The sequence below is a fragment of the Serratia sp. 1D1416 genome (genome assembly GCF_003641105.1).
GTDB classification, from domain to species: domain Bacteria; phylum Pseudomonadota; class Gammaproteobacteria; order Enterobacterales; family Enterobacteriaceae; genus Serratia; species Serratia ficaria.
On record NZ_CP032738.1, the window covers coordinates 888,762 to 910,838 of the forward strand.

The 22,077-nt window shown below is 61.6% G+C and carries 11 protein-coding genes; 1 reads left to right on the forward strand and 10 read right to left on the reverse strand.

Features of this window, described 5'->3' with window-relative positions:
• Nucleotides 1-5: 5 nt before the first annotated feature.
• Nucleotides 6-209: a p-hydroxybenzoic acid efflux pump operon protein AaeX gene (aaeX, locus tag D7I37_RS04290; protein ID WP_004948617.1), complete on the reverse strand. Its 204-nt coding sequence runs from the start codon at nt 207-209 to the stop codon at nt 6-8.
• Between the two features lie 307 nt (nt 210-516).
• Here aaeX and aaeR point away from each other — a divergent pair, with 307 nt between their 5' ends.
• Nucleotides 517-1,428 (forward strand): HTH-type transcriptional activator AaeR, encoded by a 912-nt coding sequence (gene aaeR, locus D7I37_RS04295; protein WP_061797051.1) that lies wholly within the window; start codon nt 517-519, stop codon nt 1,426-1,428.
• Between the two features lie 462 nt (nt 1,429-1,890).
• Here the strand turns inward: aaeR and D7I37_RS04305 are convergent, their stop codons facing one another.
• The 9 genes from D7I37_RS04305 to D7I37_RS04350 all read right to left on the reverse strand — a co-directional run bounded on the left by D7I37_RS04305 (nt 1,891) and on the right by D7I37_RS04350 (nt 22,077).
• Nucleotides 1,891-2,157, reverse strand: a complete 267-nt coding sequence (locus D7I37_RS04305; protein ID WP_129543352.1) for a hypothetical protein — start codon at nt 2,155-2,157, stop codon at nt 1,891-1,893.
• Nucleotides 2,154-5,435 carry a hemagglutinin repeat-containing protein gene (locus tag D7I37_RS04315; RefSeq protein WP_242502855.1) on the reverse strand — a complete coding sequence of 1,094 codons (3,282 nt, stop codon included), beginning with the start codon at nt 5,433-5,435 and terminating at the stop codon, nt 2,154-2,156. Before D7I37_RS04315 ends, D7I37_RS04305 begins: the two co-directional genes overlap by 4 nt.
• Entirely contained in the window at nt 5,432-11,797 is a 6,366-nt protein-coding gene (locus tag D7I37_RS04320; protein WP_242502857.1) for a filamentous hemagglutinin N-terminal domain-containing protein, read from the reverse strand. The genes D7I37_RS04315 and D7I37_RS04320 overlap by 4 nt, the downstream gene beginning before the upstream one ends.
• Nucleotides 11,798-11,823: 26 nt before the next feature.
• On the reverse strand, nt 11,824-13,497 hold the full coding sequence (locus D7I37_RS04325; RefSeq protein WP_129543353.1) for a ShlB/FhaC/HecB family hemolysin secretion/activation protein: 1,674 nt from the start codon (nt 13,495-13,497) through the stop codon (nt 11,824-11,826).
• Between the two features lie 269 nt (nt 13,498-13,766).
• The gene (tldD, locus tag D7I37_RS04330) at nt 13,767-15,212 is read right to left on the reverse strand and encodes a metalloprotease TldD (RefSeq protein ID WP_061797047.1); all 1,446 of its coding nucleotides are present in this window, start codon (nt 15,210-15,212) and stop codon (nt 13,767-13,769) included.
• Between the two features lie 7 nt (nt 15,213-15,219).
• Nucleotides 15,220-16,080, reverse strand: coding sequence for a deaminated glutathione amidase (gene nit1, locus D7I37_RS04335; RefSeq protein WP_061797045.1), 861 nt, complete (start codon nt 16,078-16,080; stop codon nt 15,220-15,222).
• Complete coding sequence (yhdP, locus tag D7I37_RS04340; protein ID WP_095099448.1) at nt 16,077-19,889, reverse strand: AsmA2 domain-containing protein YhdP; 3,813 nt, start codon at nt 19,887-19,889, stop codon at nt 16,077-16,079. The genes nit1 and yhdP overlap by 4 nt, the downstream gene beginning before the upstream one ends.
• An 89-nt stretch (nt 19,890-19,978) precedes the next feature.
• A complete protein-coding gene (gene rng / locus D7I37_RS04345; protein WP_061797043.1) occupies nt 19,979-21,448 on the reverse strand; it encodes a ribonuclease G in 1,470 nt (489 codons plus the stop codon).
• A 38-nt stretch (nt 21,449-21,486) separates the two neighbouring features.
• Nucleotides 21,487-22,077, reverse strand: a complete 591-nt coding sequence (locus D7I37_RS04350; protein ID WP_095099451.1) for a nucleoside triphosphate pyrophosphatase — start codon at nt 22,075-22,077, stop codon at nt 21,487-21,489.

Here is a 22,077-nt window from a genome sequence, read left to right on the forward strand (position 1 = left end):
CGACCTCAAACAAAAAGACGTGAAATCAGATAAAACAAGCAGCAATACAGCGCGGTATTGAACAGCGCCGGATGCCAGACAAAATCGTATATCCCGGTGGGCTGCAGCAGGCGTCGCAGCAAAAAGAACAACGCCAGCGAAACCAGCAGCTCGAAAAACACCGGCGGAAACGACAGTCCGAAGATGACCATAACCGGAAGCAAACTCATCACTTTTTCCTTATTATTCACTGCACCGGGCGACAACCTTTCTTCCCATTCACATTCTCTTTACATTTTAGCGGACGCGCACCACAAATCTTGACCAGACAGGCCAGGAACCTGAAAAAAGGTTAAACTCTGGGGCATATATCCGCGACAGGGACTGCGAGGGCGCCGGAGGGATCGGCCAGAATGGCGTTGCCGATCGATCGCGCGCGTTGGTAAGGTCTTTCCACCCGACCACGTTATATTAGCGTGCTTACTATCAACTCATCAACAATCTGTGATCTAAATCACTTTTAAGCCAGAGTGAACAATGGAAAGATTAAAACGGATGTCGGTATTCGCCAAAGTGGTTGAGTTCGGGTCGTTTACCGCGGCCGCGCGCCAGCTGGACATGAGCGTTTCATCGATCAGCCAAACGGTGTCGAAACTGGAAAATGAACTGCAGGTCAAGCTGCTCAACCGCAGCACGCGCAGCATCGGCCTGACCGAAGCCGGCAAAATTTACTACCAGGGCTGCCGCCGCATGCTGCAGGAAGTGAGCGAAGTGCACGAGCAGCTGTTCGCGTTCAACAATACGCCCACCGGCACGCTGCGCATCGGCAGTTCGTCCACCATGGCGCAGAACGTGCTGGCGAACATGACCGCCGAAATGCTGAAAGAATACCCCGGCCTGACGGTGAACCTGGTGACCGGCATCCCGGCGCCGGATCTGATCGCCGACGGGCTGGATCTGGTGATCCGCACCGGCGAGCTGCGGGATTCCAGCCTGTTCTCGCGCCGCTTAGGCTCGATGCCGATGGTGGTGTGCGCCGCCAAAAGTTACCTCAGCCAGCACGGCACGCCGCAAAAGCCGAGCGACATGGTCAACTTCTCCTGGCTGGAATACAGCGTGCGCCCCGACAGCGAGTTCGAGCTGATCGCGCCGGAGGGCATCACCACGCGTATTTCACCGCAGGGGCGCTTCGTCACCAACGACTCCCAGACCATGATCCGCTGGCTGAAGAACGGCGCCGGCATCGCCTACGCCCCGCTGATGTGGGTGATCGAAGAGATCAAGCGCGGCGAGATCGAGATCCTGTTCAAAAGCTACCATTCGGATCCGCGACCGATCTACGCGCTCTATACCGAAAAAGACAAGCTGCCGCTGAAGGTGCAGGTGTGCATCAACTACCTGACCGAGTATTTCGAGCGCGTCGCGGCGGTGTACCAGGGCTACCGCTGAGCGCCGTAGGGCAGTCTCAGCCACGGCAACCAACCCGCTCTGTTCCTGTACGCTGGCGTAATTGCTGTGCAGTTTATCACGGCTCATGCTCAGGCTGGTGGAGCCGCCGCCGCCAATGATTGCCACGCAGGCACCGCCAGCGCCACGCTGCCGACGCCATACGTTTCTTGCGCCCCCTTCCAGCTAACGCTTCAACCCGATGGTCTGGATCCCCCCGTCGCCGATGCTGCTACCTGGGAAGCGCTGTGTGACGCCAGCCAGCACCGCTCGGGTCTGGGGACTGATTGGGTGCGGGAGAACAGCTAGCCGATCATCGGTGGAAGCTGGCTCACCGAGTCTGAGATCACTAACTCGGAACAACTGGAACTCACCGCTGCATCCGGTGTAATCCGGTTGCGGCGGCGGGAAGATGAAGTTTTCGGGGCTTAGAAGTTATAACCCCGGCCAGTTGGCCGGGGATTATCAATGATGGTTTGATAATTTCAATAACTTAGATGCAACTCTGACATTAGTTTCTTCATCGATATCAAGGCACATATAGTCATTTACAACCCAACAAAGGTAATTATAAATATCTATCTCACTTTTACCTTGCTCGATCATTTCACATACTGGCTGTACATAAGAATCATATTCATCCTGTGCACCATCTAGCTCACCTACACCAATAGGATCCCATTCATGAAGTAAAATGGATCTAACTTTTTCATACTTCATCGCATCACTCATTTTGTAGGTGCTCCTGGAATTACTGTCACGACATCACCCGATTTTGAATTAACGATCACTCGTAAATTATTTACCGAATCATAGTAGCCAATTGTTCCAGCTTTTGTAGGATATTGAACACCTGATTTAATTGTGTTCTCTACTGCGGATGGCGGAATACCTCTACCCTGCATACGATCAACCGCATGAGCAGAATAGGTGCGCTCATTGATAACTGTTGGGGTATTAGATCCAATTGTATTCATTGGACTTCCCCCTTTACCTGTCGGGTTATATGCCCCGCCTCTACCCCCACCGCCAATAACGCCGCCGCCACCTTCTAACGGATCCACTATCGACTTACACGTTAGCGGGCTGCATTTTCCCAGCGCATTATTCTCCACCGCATTCTTCCCGGCCTGAGCGCCCGCCACCGCACCGGCTGTATTCCCTGTCGCCACGCCACCCGCCAGCCCTGCCGCCAGCTGGCTCAGAATGCTGACCTGCTGTTTCTCGCTTTCACTCAGCTCGGCGACCTTGCGTCCCGGGAACAGCTCCCCGGCTATCACCCGCGCCGCCAGTTCGCCGCCGCCGGCCCCCACCGTACCGGCGATACCCGACTGGTGGTTCAACTCCGCCGCTATCGCACCCAGCACCGCATGCGCCATCGCGTTGGCTGCCGGGTTCGCTTCTCCGACCCGCGCCTTGATTGCCGTCGCCAGATACGGCGCCGCACCGCCCGCCAACGCACCCGCCAGATTGTTGCCCGCCAGCCCCTGCAGCGCACCGGTCACCGCCTGCGCCGCCTTCTGCAGGTCGCTGCCGGTACCGTATTTCTGCATCTCCGTTTGGTATTCCGGCGTGTCGCGCAGCGCTTTCGCATCCAGCCCCGGATACTTCGCTTTCGCCGCCTGCAACCCAGCGATGTCGCCCTGCGTGCGGATAACATCCATCGCCTGCCCGCCTATCTCACCGATAAGCTGCGCCTGCTTCAACCGGTTCTGCTCTTTCTCCTTGTCGAAAATTGGCCCGATGCTGCCGTTGGCGTTGTCGGTATCCCGGCTCAGCTGATTAACATCCTGCTGCTGATTCGCCCTGTCCCTAATGACCACGCTACCGCCCGACACCGCCGCCTGCGTGGTGCCTTCCGCCTGCCCCTTGTTACCCGCCCCGGAGAGCGCTGCGCCCGCAAGGTGAGTCAGCAAGTTCGACCCCACCGGGCCACCGCTGCTGAGACTGCCGCCCTGATGTTCGGCCTTGAAGTCCGCCTGGTTATGGATATCCCTGAAGCCCAGCGTGCCGGTGTCAAGACGGTTTTTATCCGCTGGCGCGGTACTGGCTATCACCGCGCCGTCCAACTGCGTATGCTTGCCTACCTTAACATCATAGCCGCCCCGGCCGGCAAACAGCCCGCTCTGCTCCTGGACGCTGGCGTAATTGCTGTGCAGTTTGTCACGGCTCATGCTCAGGTTGGCGGAGCCGCCGCCGCCAATGATTGCCACGCTGACGCCGCCGCTGACGCCGCTCTGTTGCGCATCATAGCGATCGCTGTCTTGTTGGCTCTGCAAGGTCAGATTGCGTCCGGCATCCACCTTCACCGTTTCACCGCTGGCCTGCGCGCCTGCCAATGCAGTATCCCGGCCGCTGCGCATCGATAATGTGCCGCCACTGTCGACCGTTGTTTCGCTCCAGAAGGTGCCGTCGCCATGCTCACTGCCCTGGCTCTTGTTGGCATTGGCGAATACGCTCAGCCCGATTTGCCGGCCGGCACCGATGCTGATACCGACATTCCCCCCGCTGCTCTTGTTGCTGCCCTGCGTTTTCTGCGTGTTGGCGGCGCCCAGCAGCAGCAAATCGCGCTCGGCGCTCAGCGTTGTGTCTCCACCGGCCTTCAGCCGGCTGCCGACTATCGCGATATCGCCGCTGTTGGCGCCGCTCCCTTTCCCGGTAGCGACCACCCGCAGATTATTGCCCGCACTGAGCGTTGAACCGGTGACGCTGGTTTGCTCCTGATGCTGTTTTGACGACGATTTCTGCGCGCCAAGCGAAACGCTGACGCCCACCATGCTGCCCTCTTGGGTATCGCTGTTCCCGGCTTCGGCCAGTTGCCCCGCCTGCAGCGCCTGTACGCCGGACAAGGCCGCTTTGGTACCCTGCAACGCCGCCAGTCGGCCATCGGTTTCCTTCTTCGCCTGCTGGGCAGTCGTCACCGCGCCGTTAACCGCACTGCCTACCGTGCCGGACAAGGCAAGGCTCAAACCGCTCTGCTTTTGCTCGAAGGTTTCATCACGGCGGCGGATATCCTTACCCGGATCGATTTGCACACTGTCCGCCACCAGGCTCAGATTCTTATCCGCAATCACATCCGCACCGCCGATATGCACCTTGCCGCCCGCAATGATATTCACGTCGCCGCCGGTCGAACCAATGGTGCTGACGCTCTGGCTTTGGGTGGTGCCCTCTTCGTTCAGCTGATGGCGCGACGAGGTGCTGCCGAAGGTGACGCCGATGCCGCCGCCGCTGAACATGCCGCTGGTTTTCTTCTCGTTCAGCCGGTAGCTGGACTGCTGTTCGGTGGCCGCCACGATCTCGACGTCATGGCCCGCCTGCAGGTTGACCTTGCCGTCGCCCACGACCGTCGAGCCCTGCACCTTCAGGTCATTGCCGGCGTTCAGCGAGACGTTATTGCCGCTGAGCAAGCTGCCTTTCTCGCGGGTGGCATAGTCTTCTTTCACCGTATGGGTGGTGGTTTTGGACAGCAAGCCTTTCTTGGTGTTGCTTTCCTCGAAGAAGCTGTAGTCGCTTTCGGTGGCGCTGTTGAGCGCGATATCGCGCCCGGCGTTGACCGAAACGTCGCCGCCTGCCTGCACCTGTGCGGCGTTGAGGGTCGCGTCGCGCCCGGCCTGCATGTGCGTATCGCCGCCGCTGGCGATTTCAGTGCCTTGCCGGCGGAAAGATTCGTTCACCTGCCGCTTGCCGCCGCCGTGGCTCGCCTGATACTCCCGACTTTGCTGCGCGTCGAGGTTAAGGTCACGCCCGGCGTTCAGCCCGACATGGTTATCCGCCACTATCGCCGCCGCCTGCGAGTTCAGGTCGCGTCCGGCCTGCAACTGCACATCGCCACCGCTGGTGAGGGCGCTGCGGGTGGCGCCACTGCCGATGCGCTCGCCGCCGTCGGTTTTCTGGCGCTGGCTCCGTTCGGCGGTGTGCAGATTGATGTCGCGACCGGCGCTCAATGCGGCATCCCCCTTGCTGCCGATCTGGCTGGCGGTCAGGTTAAGATCCCGCCCGGCGTTCACGCCCAGCGCCCCGCCTGCGCTGATCTCACCGGCCTGGCTGCCGCGGGCTTCGCTTTCTTTAAGCCCGCCCCCCAGCGGCCGCCGTCCGCGCTATCGGCGGTATAGGTGTTGTTGGCGATGAGATTAACGTCGCCACCCGCTTGCAGGTTCATCCCGCCGCCGGAGGTCACTTTCGCGCCGGTAATATCGATGTTCCGCCCGGCCTGCATGCTCAGCCCGTCTTCGGCACCGATGGCGGCGATATCGCCGATCTCAGTGCGCGACAGGGCCAGGGACTCGCCGCCCAGCGAACCTTTGGCATCCCATTGCCGGGTCTGGGTTTTGTTGATGATGCTGCCGTCGAGGCTTTCCAGCGCCACCTGCCGGCCGCTGATGGTGGAACCGATATTGTTGATATCACCGATGGCGTTGAGCTTCAGCTCGCCCGCGGCGGCGATCAGCCCGCGATTGATATTGCTGATGCCGCTCTGGCTGGTAACGTTCAGCCGCTCGCCGCCCTGCAACGTACTGCCGGCGTTGCCGATGCTGCCGGCGTTCAGATTAACGCGGTTGCCTGCAATCACGCTGCCACTGAGCGGGGCCAGGTCTTTTTTGGCCAGGTACAGCTTCGGTGCCAGCACCGTTTGGCCATTGACCGTCACCTTCTCCCACCAGACGATGCTGTTGCCCAGCTGTGCCACCTGCTGCGGCGTCAGGCCGATCCCGAACTGCAAATTCAGGCCGCTCCGCGCCTGGGCGGCGTTGTCGATAAGCCGTTGCATCTGCTGCAGATCGGAGCCGACGCCGTTGATATAGCGCTTGCCGGTCTGGGTCAGCAGGGCGTTGCTGATGTAACGGGTATCGAACGCCGCATCGCCCAGGAAGCGGTAGTCGTAGTCCGGATTCAGTTTGAGACGATCGAGGAAATAGGCCGAACCGATAAACTGCGTTTCGTTCGTGAAGCGGCGGTCATTTTCACGCGGCGCAGCGCCGGGTTGCTGGCCCAGCATGGCGTACAAATCGTTGAACAGGCCGCTGTCCAGCTGCCCCAGACCATCCAGTTTGGGGTTGGTGGCGATCAGATACGGGCTGCTCGGATCCTCGGTCGGAACAAAGCGGCCATTGCCGCCATTCGGCAGCGGGTAATCCGCCAGTTCGGCGGCGTTGTTGCCCAGCGAACCCAATGCACTCTGCAGGCTGTCGCGCCACGCCGGGCCGCCGACGGCGATACCCTGCTCGCCCGCCAGCCCTTGCTGTTGTATGCCGTCGACGGCGTCCGGTTGTTGCAGGCTGTCGAGCTTAGGCCGGACGATCGTATGGCTCACGCTGCCGGCGTTCGGCGTTATCGCCGTGTTGCTGATAGTGTCGGTAAAGCTGGCGTTAACCGCACCGCCGGCCTGGATCACCGAACGGTAAACGCCGTCGTCGGTGCGTTCGGTTCGCACCTCGCCGCTGGCCTTGTAGTGAATATGCTTATCGTCGATTTTCCCTTTCGAATAGTCGTTGATCGGGGAAACCCCTGATACCCGAGGTGGGCGATCCGAGCCCGGCAGCTCGGGTTTTTGATAGGTATAAGTTTGATAACGCGTTTCCGTACCCGCCGCCCAGGACTGGTTATTCAGTGTGCCGCCGGAGAGCGCAATATCTCCGGTGGCCAGAATATCGCTGGCCAGGTTATCCAGGGTCGCGGCATTCACCGCCATATTGCGGCCGGCGGCAATGCGCGCCGCGCCGCCCTCGCTGCTGACCGTCACTTTGCTGACCGACAGCGCTACCTCACGGGTGGCGGCATACGGCGAGGCGTAGGTATACACCTTGGTGATTTCCCGCGCGTCGTTCCCCGCCAACTGATGCCAGGTGGTGACGGTGTAGTAGCCGTACTCGTCGTCGTTAAAGAAACTCAGCGGAATGCTGGCGGTAGCGCCGTTAAGCCAATCGTACTTCTGCGTCAGATCTTCCTGCGTAACCGAGGCCTTGAGGCCATCACGTTGGTTAAGCAGGTGCGCGGTTTTGATCTGGATATCGCCGTTTTCGGTCTCGACGGTGCCGGAAGTATTGACGATTTCGCGGTTGGCATTGCCGTCGGCATCTTTCTGCATCCACAGGCTGTTGCCCGCCAAAATATCGCCGCGCTGGTTGACGATGCGATCCGCCAGCAGTTGCATATTGCCGCCGCCGTATAGCATGCCGCTGTTAAACAGCTGATTGGCGGCAATCAGCAGCAGATCGCCGGCGGTACCGATAAAACCGTTGTTGGTAATGTCGCTGCGGCTGAGCAGTTGCACTCGCCCGCCCGATTGCAGGCTGGCGCCCTCGTTTTGTTTGATGCTCTCAGCCTCGAGACGCACCTCTCCGCCACCGCCGCGCACCGTGCCGGCGTTAGTCAGCAGCCCGCGGCTGCGCACGTTCAGGCTTTGCCCCTGAAGGGTCCCTTGCAGCAGGATATCGCCGTCGGCTTCAAGGCTCAGCGCATTGCCCGCCGCCAGGGTACCTTGCTGGGTAAAGGCCTCTTTCAGCGTCAGCGCGATGTTGCCCAGCGCCACCAGTTGGCCGTACTGATTCAACAGGCCGGCTGCCAGCACCGCATCACCGGCGCTGTACAGCTTGCCACCCGCTCGGTTATCCATCTGCCGCGCTTCGATCGCCAGCTGGCGCGTCGCCAGCAGCGTACCGGCATTGTCCAGGTTGCCCGCCCTCAGTTGCAGATTGCCGCCCTGCAGCGTTCCCCGATTATTCAGGTGGTTGAGCGTCAGTTGGTTATCGCCGGCGGCGAGCAGTGTACCGCTGTTATCAAGCTGCGATCCGTTGAGGATCAGGCTACCCGCCTGCAGCCAGCCGGCGTTATTCAGCGTTGGCGCCTGCAGATCCAGCGCGCCGCCGACGATCAGTTTGCCCGGATTGATCAACTGGCGATCCAGCCGCAGCTCGCTGCGGCCATCCCCCTGCATCTCGCCGGCGTTGTTCAGCTCCGCCGCCGTCAGTTGCAGCGCATTTTGGCTGCGCACGTTGCCGCCAGCCAGGTTATTGAACGCCCCACTCAGCTCAGCGTTGAGGCTGTTTTTCCCCAGCAGCCTGCCGCCGTTGTCCAATTGCACCGCAGTGAGCCGCAGCTCCCCCGCCTGCATCAGGCCCTGATTCTCGATGCGTTCCGCGCTCAGCCGCAGTTCGCCGTCGCTCAGCATCTGCCCCGAGGCCTGCTGCACTGCTGCACCGGCGATCTCGGCATCAAGCCGGTTAACGCCGGTCAGCACGCCGCCGTTGTTCAGATTGTCGCCTTTCAGGCGCAATGCGGCGGCCTGCCAGCTGCCCCGATTGTTCAACGCCAACGCCGTCAGCGCCGCTTCGCCATTAGAAACGATTTTGCTGCCCGCACCGGCATTGAGATCGCCGCTCAGATCCGCGCGGATCAACCGTTTCGCCTGCAAGGTGCCCGTATGATCCAGCTGCCGCGCCGACAACAGTATGCGATCGCCCTGCCAAAGCCCGGCGTTATTGATCCCTGACGCCGCGACCTTGAGTTCACCGCCGCTCAGCAACTGGCCACCGGCAAGGTTATGCAGATCCTGTTGCAGTTGCAGCGCCAGCTTTTTCACGCCGATCAGGTTGCCGCTGCTGCGCAATGCGTCGGCTTCGATCTGCGCGCTGTCGCCCTGCACTTCTCCCCGGTTATCGATGCTGTCGGCCTTCAGCCTCAGCGCGCCTTCCGTCAATACCTTACCGCCGTTGTCCAGCACGCCGGCGTTCAACGCCAATGCCCCGCGGCTCAATACCTGCCCCCGGTTATCCAGCAGGCCGGCTCGCGCTGTCAGCCCGTCAATCCCCAGCGCGCTGCCGGCGTTGTCCCAGCGCTGCGCGGCGATATCGATAGCCTGCCCCTGCAGCTTGCCGGCGTTGTTCAGTTGCCCAGCTTGCAGCGCCAGCGCACCGCCGGCCAGGATCCTGCCCGACAGGCGGTTCTGCAGCTCATTGGCGGTGACATCCGCCTTGCCTTTGGCCTGCAGCAACCCACCGTTGCCCAGAGCGCGGGTATTGATTGCGACGTCGGTGGCCGCAATCCGTCCGGCGTTATTCAGCCGCGGGGTAGCCAGCGTCAGCGCGTTGTCCGCCACCAGCTCGCCCAGGTTGTCTACCGACTGCGTGAAGGCCAGATCCAGCGCCGCAGCACCTATTGACCCGCTGTTTGCCAGCCGTTCGCCGCGCAGAGTCAGTTGCTTGCCAGCCAGCAATTCACCCTGCTGGTCAAGACGATTTACGGCCAGCGTCAATTGCTCACTGGCGTGCAACTGCCCGCGTTGGTTCAAATAATTCCCGCGCCAATCGAGGTTGCGCGCGCCGATTTCCCCGGTATTGTCCACCGTAGCGCCACTGACCTTCAGATCCCCCAGCGTGCTGAACACTCCGGCAAGTTGCGCGCCCTCGGCGGCTTTCAGAGACATCCCCTGTTTGGCCTGGGTTTGTCCGCTCGCAGCGGCAATCAGCCGTTGGCTGTCGATCGTCAGCTGGCGCTCCGCAGAAAGCAACCCGCCGAGCCGCACGTCATTCCCCTGGAGCGCGATGTCGCCATCACTGAGCAGCGAAGAACCCTGCGCGGTTTTCAGCGTGCCGCCATAAACTGCTACGCCCTGTTTGCCGGTAGCGCTACCGGCCAGTAAAAACTCGCCCGCCTGTACCGTCAGCGGGCCGCCGGCATACAGCGAACCGTCGACGTTCAGGCCGTTTTTCACCGTAAAATCAAGCCGTTGTTGAGAACCGATCAACCCCTGATTGTTCACATCGTCGGCGTTGATCGTCAACGGGCCGCCCGCCTGCAGTTTGCCGTTGTTATCCAACCGCCTGCCGGTGAGGTGCTGCACCCCCTGCGCCTGCATCAATCCGGCGTTGGTCAGTTGCTGCACCTGAACCCGGCTGTCGCGATTGGCGGCCAGCTGGCCCTGGTTATTCAAGTTGTTGGCCTGCAGTTGCAGGTCACGCCCGGCGGTCAATATTCCCTGCCAGTCGCCATCGCCGCCGAGCGTCAGCCCGATATCGCCTTCGGCGCTTAGCCGGCTGGCCGCTTCACCTTTGAGGCTGGCGGCGTTCAGTTTCAGATCGCCGCCTGAGGCAACCTTACCCGCCAGCGTCAACGCGTCGGCCCGCAGATCCAGCTGCTTCAGCCCGGTGAGCGTTGATGTCCCGTCCAGTTGCAGGCCACGTTGCGCCTGCGCCGTTATCGCCCCGGCCGTGAGGCGGCTGTTATTCCATTGCTGCTCCCCGGCTCTCACCTTCAGCGTTTGCGCGGCGGTGGCCCGTTGTTGCTGATCGGCACCGGCCAGCAGCGTGCTGCCGTCGGCCTGCAGTTTGCCGGCAGCGTTAAGCGTCATATCGCCTGCCGCGCTCAGCGTGGCCTGCTCCAGCGCGATATTGCCTCCGCTGCTCAAGGCCATCGCCTGCCCGGCCAGGTGGCTGCCGCTCAGCGCCATGTCGGCCGCATTCGCGCTCAACGCGCCCTGCGCCAACGAATTGTGCAACGTCAGCTTGCCACTGGCGTCGAGTTTGATATCCCCCTCACGAGCGTTAAGGTTGCCGAGGTTAACCCCCACGCCCTGTTCGCTGGACACCAGATGGATACGGTTGGCATACATGCCGCCGAGCGCCCCGGTGTCAATCGCCACCCTGGGTGCGGCGCCGTGACCGGCGATCGGCGTGGCGTTGCCTGCCGCGTCTACCCGGTTGGCACCGAGCGTGATGCGGGCGTCTTTAGCATGCAGCTTTGCGTTGATCTCGGTGGCGCGAGCGATCAGGGCGAATTTATCGCTCTGGCTGGCGTCCAGCCCTTTGCCTTGAACGGTGATCGCCCCCTGGGTCACTTCCAGCGCCTGCAGCTTGCCGTCGGCACCCAGCACCGGTTTGCCGGTGGTCAGCGTCACGTTGGGGGTATTGATAAAACCGCAGCCGTCGCAGGTGATGCCATAGGGGTTGGCCACCATCACGCTGGCCTGCTGGCCCGCCACTTCCAGGTAGCCTTGCAACTGTGAAGGATTGGGGGCCACCACTTCGTTAATGATGCCCTGGGCCGCCTTGCCGGCCTGCAGATTGGGGTTATTCTGGATCAGGCCGCCCAGTTGGCTCTGGTTGAGCCGACCGGTGGCGTTATTGAGGATCACGCCTTCTTTGCCGACGTTGAAATCGTTGTATTTATTATGAGAAATGCCGGCCTGGTTTGGCGTGGCGATATCGACCACCGGTACGCCGTTGGCAGCCTGATCGACGCGGGTATTGCCTTCGGCGACGTTAACGCCGGCGGCAAAAACCGGCAGCAGAGGCTGGCCGGCCAACAGGCCGCACAGGGTGTAGCTCAACAGGCGCTGACAGGCATTAAGCGGTTGATTATTTTTATGTTTCATCCCTGAAACCTTCCTGTACGTTAAGGTTAAAGTACGATATTGACCCGGTAATGCACCGACACCCGATCCGGCTTCAGCCAATCCGGGTAAGCCAGCGGCCAGCCGACGGTCAGCTGGCTGCCGAAATAGCGGTGGCGGCTGCTCAGCCCGATGGCACCGCCCCACAGCGTGCCGGAAGCGTTGGCGTCCAGCGCGTCGTGATGCAACCAGCCGCCGTCCAACGCGGCCAGGGCATTGATACTGCCCAGGTACGGCAGCGTCACCAGCGTCCGGTTTAGTTCATTGCGCCAGTAGCCGCCCTTGTCGCCGGAAAGATACTGCTCTTTGAAGCCGCGCACCGAGCTCTCGCCGCCAATCGTCAGGCGCTCGCTGCCGTACAAACGCTGGGGTGTCCACTGGCCGTACAGGCTAGAGAGGTAAGTCCAGTCCTGCGTCAGCGGCAGGTAGTAACTGCCGGAAAGCGAAAGCTTGTGGAACTCGGCACGTGGCGCCTGCTTGGTTTTACCGCTGTCGTCTTCGGCTCCCAGCCAAGGCACGCCGCGGCTGTAAGCCGGGTTTAACGTGGCGAAGCCGCCCAGGAATTTCTGGCTATGGCCAAGTCCCAGCGTGATGCTGGTCAGCTTGCGGCTGCTGCTTTCCAGCCGGATATCGTTGAGAGCGTTACGGTTAATGCGGTGCGCCAACCCCAGAGACAGGCCGGTTTTCATTTCACCGTCACGAAACAGCACCCGCGACAGGCTCAATCGGTGAGTCTGGCTGTCGCCGCTGGATCGCCAGTCAAAACCCTGATTATTGATAGTGGTCAGGTAGTCGCTGTAGGCATAATTATAATCCAGCAGCCAATAGCCATAAGGCAGGCTGACGCCGGCCTGCACGCTGCGTGCATTGTGATCCTTGGAAAAGTCGCTGCTGCGCGCGCCGGAAACCGACCACTGGTCCGCCACGCCCAACAAATTATTGCCGGTCAACGAACCGTTGATTTGACCGGTACCGGTGCTCTTCTGGCCGCTATTATCAAACCCCAGTCCCGGCATCAGCGGAAATTCGGGTTTGGCGCTCAAATTGACCACCGAATAACCCGGCCTGCTGGCGGGCAGAATTTCAATCTGTACCGGCTGCCGCCGCAGGCGGTTGATCTGCTCCATACCCTGCTCGATATCGCGCAGATTAAGGATCTTGCCCTGCAGGCCGGGGAAGGCCATTTTCAGCATGCTATCGTCGTGCTGTTCCAGCAGGATCTTTTCCAGCTTGCCTTCCAGCACCAGCAGCCGTAGCTCGCCACGCGACAAATCCTGCTCGGTCAGAAATGCGCGGCTGGTGATATAGCCACGGCTGATATACCAATCGGAGATCCGCTGTACCAGCGTTTGGATTTGGCCCAGATCCAGGCAGCGTTGCAGGTAGGCTTGGGTTAACTCCTGCCGCGCGCCGGCCGGCAGGTGATCCGCACCTTCCAGCCGAAGGCGGGTGATGGTGAAGCAGGGGCCGCCAGAGCTGGCGTTTGATTCCGCAGGTGCGGGCAAGGTCGGCGTCAGGCTGCGTTGCAGTTCCTGCCGCTGTTGCTGATTTTGCTCGAGCAATTCACGCTGTTGTTGTTGAATACTGTCGCGATCCGCCGGGCTAAGCAGGTTTGCGCCGGTAGCAGAGGAAAAGAAAATGCAGAGTAAAGCGGTTGAAAGCCGCCGAGTTACTGAATCCATTCAGAATGGCCGTCCGTATGATTTTTCGGCATTCTAAAGGCTACGTGAGACAGGTAACAAGGTATAAATTATCGGTTAAACATTAGTCAGACTAACCAAACAAGAAAGTTCCTAGACCAAATCCCCATAAATTCGGTTTTTACACATAAAAATGACTTATTGGTTTTCTCTAATAGGAAAAATCAGCGAATCCGTCTTAATTATTGCTAATGCGATAAGCGCCACAAAAAAAGGATTTATTGGGGCCGTGAACCGGCCCCAGAAAAGGCTTACGCCGTGCCGCCGACGGTCAGGGTGTCCAGCTTCAGGGTCGGCTGGCCGACGCCCACCGGCAGACTCTGCCCTTCTTTGCCGCAGACGCCCACGCCCTTGTCCAGCGCCAGATCGTTGCCGACCATGGAAATCTGCTGCATCGCCTCGATGCCGGAGCCGATCAGGGTGGCGCCCTTCACCGGTTTGGTGATGCGGCCGTTCTCGATCAGATAGGCTTCGGTGGTGGAGAACACGAACTTGCCGGAGGTGATGTCCACCTGCCCGCCGCCAAAGTTCGGCGCATACAGGCCGTACTCCACGCTGGCGATGATCTCTTCCGGCGTCGATTTGCCCGCCAGCAGGTAGGTATTGGTCATGCGCGGCATCGGCAGATGCGCGTAAGACTCGCGGCGGCCGTTGCCGGTCGGCGGCACGCCCATCAGGCGCGCGTTGAGCTTATCCTGCATGTAGCCTTTCAAAATGCCGTTTTCGATCAGCACGTTGTATTGGCCCGGCACGCCTTCGTCGTCGATGGCCAGCGAACCGCGGCGCCCCTGCAGGGTGCCGTCGTCCACCACCGTGCACAGCTCGGAGGCCACCAGCTGACCCATCTGCCCGCTGAACACCGAGGTGCCGCGCCGGTTGAAGTCGCCTTCCAGACCGTGCCCCACCGCCTCATGCAGCAGCACGCCCGGCCAGCCCGCGCCCAGCACCACCGGCATGTTGCCGGCCGGCGCCGCCACGGCGCTCAGGTTGACCAACGCCATGCGCACCGCTTCTTTGGCGTAGGCGTCGGCGCGCACTTCGCCGTCGACGCTTTCCAGAAAATAGTCATAGCCGAAACGGCCGCCGCCGCCGCTGGCGCCGCGTTCGCGCTTGCCGTCCTGCTCCACCAGCACGCTGACGGACAGGCGCACCAGCGGGCGCACGTCCGCCGCCAGCGTGCCGTCGGTGGCCGCGACCAGTATCTGTTCGTAGACGCCGGTGATGCTGGCGCTGACTTCCTGCACCCGTTTATCGGCCTCACGGGCAACCTTGTCAACACGGTGCAGCAGGGCGATTTTCTCTTCGCGCGGCAGGCTCTGCAGCGGGTCGAGCAGCGGGTACAGCGCCTGATGGCTGATTTCGCCCAGGGTATGCGCCCGGCCGTTACCGCTGTCGCGCACGATGCTGCGCGCCGCCTGGGCGCTTTGCTGCAGCGCGTTCAGGGTGATCTGATCGGCATAGGCGAAACCGGTCTTCTCGCCGCTGACCGCGCGCACCCCAACCCCCTGATCGATATTGTAGGAACCATCCTTGATGATGCCGTCCTCAATCACCCAGGCTTCGTGATAGCTGGACTGAAAATAGAGGTCGGCATAATCGAGGCGGCGTTCTGCCAGTTGACCCAACACCCTGTGCAGGTCTTGATGACTCAGCTTATTCGCAGCGAGTAACTGCTCACTGACAAACGTCAGGCTCATAATTTTTTCACTCTTCATTGGAGGATATCGGGTCAGACGGCGCAATCAGCGACGTCTGGAATCTGTTGTGCCGCAGCACCGGCATCTGCTCGCGGACGGTCTGCAGGCCGGCGCTGTCCACGCGCACCTTCAGCGCCGCCACCGCGTCGGCGTTTTCGGCCAGCACCTTGCCCCAGCCGTCGACGGCCAGCGTATGGCCCCAGGTGCGGCGCGTCGGCCCATGGCGGCCCACCTGCGCCGGCGCCAGGATCATGCACTGGTTTTCAATCGCTCTGGCGCGCAGCAAGATCTCCCAGTGCGCCTCGCCGGTGACCCGGGTAAAGGCCGCCGGCACCGAGATCAGCTCGGCGCCCTGCGCCCGCAGCGCCTGGAACAGCGCCGGGAAACGCAGATCGTAGCATATCGTCATGCCCAACCGCCCGACCGGCGTGTCCACCACCGTCAGGTGTTGCCCGTGCTGATAAGTGTCCGACTCGCGGTAATGGCCGTGGCTGTCGCGAATGTCCACATCGAACATATGCAGCTTGTCGTAGCGCGCGCGGATCTCGCCCCGATCGTCGAACAGCAGGCTGCTGGTGGTGATCAGCGCCGGATTTTCCCGGCTGACCAACGGCATCGAGCCGACCAGCAGCCACACGCCATAGCGGCGCGCCATCTCGCGCACCGCGTTCTGCAGCGGGCCGTCGCCCTGAGTTTCCGCGTGTTCGCGGTAAGCGGCGGAGTTGGCGAACAGCAGCGCGTTCTCCGGCGTCATGACCAGTTTTACCCCGGCATTGAGCTGCTTGATCTGCTGTTCAATCTGGGCCAGGTTATCGCGCACCCGATCGCCGCTGCACAGCTGTAACAACGCAACGTTAGCATTTCTCATGACGCCTTATCCTCCTTTGGCTTACGCAGGACCTCGTTGATCTTCGGCTGGTCCAGATCGCCGCTGATATGGTAACGAATCAGCGAAATCTTGTTCCACAGCGGCCCCAGCACCTGCGAGGCGGCAAACACCGCCGCGCCGACGATCGGGTTGATGACAAACGCCGTGGCCACGCCGACGGTGGCCGAAATTTCCGGCGCCACCACCGCTTCCATGTCGATCCGCCGGCGCGCCAGATCGATCTGGCCGCTCATGGCGATATCCGCCGCCAATCCGTCAACCAACAGGTTATCGGTATGCATTATGCCATCTTTCAGCCATGCGGTGCTGCGGATGGAGTCAAAGTAAAAGCCTTTGCCGAAGGTATCGCTGAAATCAAACTGCAGCTTGCGCAGCAGGGCGTCGAAACTCACCAGCCGCAGCAACTGCCCGGCGCGGCCGCCGCCGATGCTGTCGATCTCGCCTTTGCCCATTTTCACCTGCAGCGCGCCGCTGAGGCTGTTGATCTGCGGCTGCCACGGCGCGCCGCGCCAGTACAGATCGAAGTCCACATCATAAGGCGCGCCCTTCAGCGGCGTGGTGATGCCGAAGAAGGCGGCGGTTTCGTCAATCTTGCCGCCCAGCAGCTTGCCTTTCAGCGAGCTGCGCTCCTCCTGCGCGTTCTGCTTCCACAGGCCGCTGGCGGTCATGCGCCCCTTGCCGGTGTCGATCAGGCCATGTTCCAGCGTCAGGGTATCGCCCTTGTTGGCCAGATCGGCCTCGACCTTGCCGAGGTTTTGCCCCAGCACCCAGCATGACCGGCAGCGCAGCATCAGCGAAGGCCAGTCGCGGAAAGAGACCTTGTCCGCCGGCCCCTGCGGGCTGGCCGCCGCCGGCGCGCTCTTGCCGTCGGCGAACTGCGGATTGTAATAGAGATAGTTGATATCGGCGCGCCACGGGCCGCGGTCCGCCACCCGCAGGCTGCCGTCCACTTCATCGCCCTTGGCGCTCACCCGCGTGCCGCCGAGCTGCTTTTCGGCCGACAGCTTCAGATTATGCCAGGCCTGGCCGCCCAACAGCAGCTGCGGCGTGTTCAGCGCCACGGTGGTCGGGAAGCTGAAGCCGCCCACCTGGCCGGAACCGCCGCCCTGCTTCAGCGCCGGCGCCAGCAGCGCCAGCCACTTCTCGCCGTCCAGCGGCGGCAGATTGAGGGTCAGCGACTGGCTGGCCGGCAGCGGCGGCGTGCCGTTGCCGGCGGTTTGCCATGCGGCGCGCGCCAGCGTCACCTGCTTTTTGGCAAACAGCCATTCACTGTTGAAATGATTTTGCTTGCCTGCGTTGCCGGTCAGCATGAAACCGTTCAGGCCGCCTTTGACCTTGACGCTCAGCGGCAGCGCTTCACCGGCCGGTTTATCCAGCGGTGGTGGTAAGTGACTGCTCACTTTCTTTAGGTCCGCATCGACGCCGATATCATAACTGGCCGAGCCCTGATGCGGCAGCACGATGGCGACCTGGCTCTGCCAGGGGGCGCTGCCGCCGAGCTGGTCGGCCACGGCCTGCGGCAGACCGGGGAATTTGGCCGGCTGCCAGTCGGCTTTCAGGCCCACGTTGACCTTGTAGTCGCGCTCGCCTTCCTGAGTATTGAAGTTCACCGCGATCGGCTGCCCGAACCAGTTGCCCGACAGGGTATCGCTCTGCAGATTGCCGTTGTCGAAGCGGAACTTGCCGTTCAGCTTCTGCAGCTCGCTGCCGATCGGTTTAACCAACAGTGAGTTGTTGTTCAACGCCACTTCACCGGTGGCGCGCACCTGCTCGCCGTTCAGGGGGATATCGAGATGTAAGCGCCCACTGACATCGCCGCCGATCTGCAGCTCGTCCAGCGCCGCGCCGAGCGAATCATGCAGCGGCGTCTGTTTGAAGTAGTCGTGAACCTCGGAACCGGCGCCCGCCACCTCGGCGTCTATCAGCAGCCGCTCCTTCAGGTAGTCCGGGATCGCCGCGCTGACGTTTTTGCCGTCGACCTTGCCCAGCCGGGTCTGCGGCGCATGCATCCACAGCCCTTCGTTGGCGAAGTCGAGGTCGATCGCCAGGTCGGTCAGCGCCGGCCAGCCCGGCTGGAACTGGAAGGTCGCATGGCGCAGCGGAACGAACACCTCAAACTGGCCCTCTTTTTTGCGGTACGGGAAATGCTTTGGATCGCCGGAGTAGATCAACGTGGCGTTATCCACCTGGCCGCCCTGAATGGCGCCGCTGAGGTAGTCCACCAGGTGTTTGCCCATCAGCGGTTCCGGGAAGTAGCGCCAGGCTTGCGCGCCGTCATACAGGCGGATGCCCGCCAGGATGCTCAGCCAGGGGTCGCCCTTGGCCGGCTGACGGTAGCTGAAGTCGCCGTTGACCCACAGCGATTTGGCCTTGACGTCCAGCCCCTTGCTCGCCAGTTCCCAGCCCTGGTCGTTATAACGCCAGCTCAGCGCGCCGCGCGCGCTGCTGACTTCCAGCGGCGCACGGAACATATCGCCATAGGGCAGCGTGCTGCCGTCGAGGCCCAGCGTCAGCCGGCCATCCTCCACCCCGCCGCTCAGCGCGCCGGAAAAGCGATCGACGCCCGGCAGCAACTGCCAGCGCTGCCAGCTGACGTCTTGCCACAGGGCCTGGAAGCGGGTCTTTTCCGGCTGTTTCAGCGGGATGTCCAGCGCCAGCGCCTCGAGTTTCCCCTGCGGCTGCAGATCGTTCCAGCGCTCCAGCAGCGCCGGGCTGAGGAACGAGAAGGTCGGCAGCAGCGCAGACAGACGTTCGAGCTGAATATCCGTGGCGCGCACCCGCAGCTCTTCATTCTGGCCCGGCCCCATAAATTCGGTGTTTTCCGGCAGCCACAGCGCCGAGAGCATGCCCTGCGGCCAGGCTTGCCCATCGGTGCTCAACCGCAGCTGCGGCACGTCTATTTGCCAGCCGGTCCCCTGCCGCCGCGCCGACAGCGCCAGGTTATCCACGTCCAGCCGATGCTGCGCGGCCCCTTCGCCCCAGTTGGCCGCGCCCTGCTTCAACAGCGCATGGCCGCCGGCTATCTCGCCGTTTTGCACCTGCAGCCAGGCCGCCAGGCTGAAGTCGGCGCTTTCCAGCCCGGTATTGGCGCGCAGCCAGCGGGTGAACCAGGGTTTCATGTCGATGTTGTCGGCCTGCAGATAGACCGTGCCGGTATCCAATAGCCCCCGGTTATCGCGCAGATCCATGCGCAGCTGCACCACGCCGTGCTGGCCGTTCAGCGTCGACAGCCCGAGCTGCCCTTCGGCGCGGTGGCGATCGCGGCGGTTAAGCCAGGTCAGCTGCGGGATTTCAAATTCGGCGCGCGCGCCGGCGGGCGTCAGGAACGAGATGCGGCTGTCGCGCAGGTCGAAATGATCCAGCTGGCGCAGCAGCAGGTCGCTGATCCTGCCCGGCTCAATGGCGCTGCCCTGGTGGTCGTCACCGCCGAGCGTAGCGTTCAGATCGAGTTGGAATTGGTAAAAGGTGAGATCGCGAAACTGCCAACGCCAGTGCAGCAGCGATTGCCACACGTCCAGCGCCAGCGTCACGCGTTCGATATGCAGATTGCTCTTCGGCAGCGCGGCGCGCACGTTGCGCATTTCAAGCCGCGGGCCGAAGGTTTCCCAACTGCCCTGCATGAAATCGACCTGAACGGGCACGCCGGAGAGGCTTTCCGCCTTCGCCAGCAGCTGGGGGCGGTAATCGTTCAGTTTAGGCAGCACCAGGCGCAGCCCGCTGATCAGCAACGCCACAATAACTATCAGAGTGGCGCCTGTTGCTAACAGGATCCCAGGCAGTCGCCTCACGCAGTTCTCCTTGCTTCCGCTGCCTGGCAACGGGAATATCTATGCACTGACGGGCCCGGTACGCCGGACCCTTACCGATGTCGGACGGGTTACATCATGACGACGTCGAACTGCTCCTGGCTGTACAAGGGTTCGATCTGCACCTTCACCTGTTTGCCCACGAAGATCTCCACTTCCGCCAGCGCATGCGACTCTTCGCTCTTCAGCGCTTCGCCGACCGCCGCCGAGGCGTACACCAGGAAACGATCGGAATCGTAGGCATGATGCACGCGCACGATTTCGCGCAGGATTTCGTAGCACACGGTTTCCACCGTTTTCACGGTGCCGCGTCCATTGCAGGTAGGACAATCGCGGCACAGCACATGTTCAATGCTTTCCCGCGTCCGTTTACGCGTCATTTCCACTAAGCCTAGCTGAGAGAAGCCGTTGATCGTGGTTTTTACCCGATCTTTACTCAGCGCCTGCTCCAGCGAGTGCAGCACCCGGCGGCGATGCTCCTCGTTATTCATATCGATAAAGTCGATGATGATAATGCCGCCCAGGTTGCGCAGCCGCAGCTGGCGGGCGATGGCCTGGGTCGCCTCGATATTGGTGTTGAAAATGGTTTCGTCGAGGTTGCGGTGGCCGACGAAGGCGCCGGTATTGATATCGACGGTGGTCATCGCTTCGGTTTGATCGATGATCAGGTAACCGCCGGATTTCAGCTCCACCTTGCGCTCCAGCGCACGCTGGATCTCGTTTTCCACGTCGTAAAGATCGAAAATCGGCTGGCTGCCGGTGTACAGCTCCAGCTTGCTGGTGATGTCCGGAATGTATTCGCCGGTGAACTCCACCAACAGATCGTGGGTCAGCCGCGAATCGACGCGGATGCGATCCAGCGCCGCGCCGGCGAAGTCGCGCAGGATGCGCTGCGCCAGCGCCAGCTCGCCATACAGCTTATATTTGGTTTGGTTGCGTTTTTTACGCTCCATCACCTTGGTCCACAGGCGCTTGAGGAAGGCGGCGTCCTGCGCCAGCTCTTCTTCGCCGATGCCTTCCGCCGCGGTGCGGATGATGAACCCGCCCAGTTCGTCGCAGTAAGCGGCGACGGTGTTCTTCAGGCGCTCGCGCTCGGCTTCGCTTTCAATGCGCTGCGATACCCCGACGTGCGCCGCGCCCGGCATAAACACCAGGTAACGCGAAGGCAGGGTGATGTCGGTGGTCAGGCGCGCGCCCTTGGTGCCGAGCGGATCCTTCACCACCTGCACCATCAGGTCCTGCCCCTGGCGCACCAGTTCGGCGATGTCGCGCACGTGGAAGTTCTTTTGCTCATCGCCGGCCACGCATTCGGTATGCGGCATGATGTCGGAGGCATGCAGGAAGGCGGCCTTGTCCAGGCCGATATCGACGAACGCCGCCTGCATGCCCGGCAAGACGCGGCTGACGCGCCCCTTGTATATATTGCCGACGATGCCGCGTTTGGATTCGCGTTCGATATGGATCTCTTGCAGGATGCCGCCGTCGATATAGGCAACCCGCGTTTCAGACGGTGTGATATTAACCAGTAGCTCAGCTGTCATGCCTTCTCCTCAGAGCCGGTCGATAATGGCAGCGCCCATCAACCGGTTCTTACATCACGTAATGCGACAAAATTACTGAGCAGCTCATGTGTTTCGACCAGCGGCAGGCCCATCACCGCGTGATAACTCCCGGTTATCGTTCTGACGAAACAACCACCCTTTCCTTGAATTCCGTAGGCGCCCGCTTTATCCATCGGCTCGCCCGTTGCAATATAGTCGCGAATGTCCCGTTGGGACAGGTTGCGGAACGTCACGTCGGTCACCACCAGCTGGCACAGCACGTCATGGCGATCGGCGATCGCCACCGCGGTCATCACCTGATGCTGCCTGCCCGACAGCATCGCCAGCATTTCCGCCGCATGCGCTTCATCGCGCGGCTTCTCCAGCACCCGCCCGTTGAGCACCACGATGGTATCGGCGCCCAGCACCGGCCGTTCCTGCGGCGCCAGCGCGACGCCCGCTTTGGCCTTGTCCTGCGCCAGGCGGCGCACGTAGGCTTCGGCGGCTTCGCCCTCTTGGCGCTGCTCTTCGGTATGCGTCAGCAAAATGTCAAACGACGCGCCCAGCAGGGTCAACAGTTCGCGTCGACGCGGAGAGCCGGAGGCCAGATAAAGCGCAGTCGAATTCAT